The 706-nt window shown below is 74.2% G+C and carries 1 pseudogene; it reads right to left on the bottom strand.

Going from position 1 to position 706, the window contains the following annotated elements:
• Positions 1-75: 75 nt before the first annotated feature.
• Positions 76-669, bottom strand: a pseudogene (locus tag LQ51_RS33845) (penicillin-binding transpeptidase domain-containing protein).
• Positions 670-706: the final 37 nt, after the last annotated feature.

Raw genomic sequence — 706 nt, 5'->3', positions numbered from 1 at the left:
CGGGACCGGGCTCGACATCGCCTGACTGCCCGGCCCGCCGGCGGACGGCGGGACGCCGCCCGGGTGCGGGGTGGGTCAGCGGGCGGCCAGGCCGCGCAGGAAGCGCTCGGCGATCGGGACCGCGCTGGCCGTGCTCGACCCGCCCTGCTCGACGAAGACCGCGAAGGCGACATCGCCCTGCCAGCCGACGAACCAGGCGTGGGTGTGCGCCGGGTTGTTGTCGTACTCGGCGGTTCCGGTCTTGCCGTGCACCGGCTGGCCCGGGACTTACGCCGGGCCGGCCGGGGCCGGCTTTCCGGGCGCGGGGTCGAGCAGCAGCTTCGGCTGCTCCCAGTGGCCGCGGGCGACCGCCGCGGTGGCGCCGGCCATGGCGAGCGGGCTGACCACCGTGGTGCCCTGGCCGATCGCGGCGGCCGCCTGCTCGGTCGGCGAACCGTTCACCGACACCTTGCCGGTGAAGACGTCGACGCCCAGGTCCCACTGGCTCTCCAGGCCGAGGGCGCGCCCGGCCTGGGCCAGCCCGTCCGGGCCGAGTTTCGGTGCCAGCGCGGTGAACGCGGTGTTGCACGACTTCGCAAAGTCGGTACGGAACGGCACGTCACCGAGTTCGAAGTTGTCGGAGTTCTTGAACGACCGGCCGTCGACCTCGAACGTCTTCGGGCAGCGCACCGTCGTCTCGGGCGTCACCGCGCCCCGGTCGAGCAGG

The organism is Micromonospora sp. HK10 (assembly GCF_000982955.1).
In the GTDB taxonomy this organism is placed as follows: Bacteria; Actinomycetota; Actinomycetes; order Mycobacteriales; family Micromonosporaceae; genus Micromonospora.
This window is presented reverse-complemented; position numbering and strand designations above follow the sequence as displayed.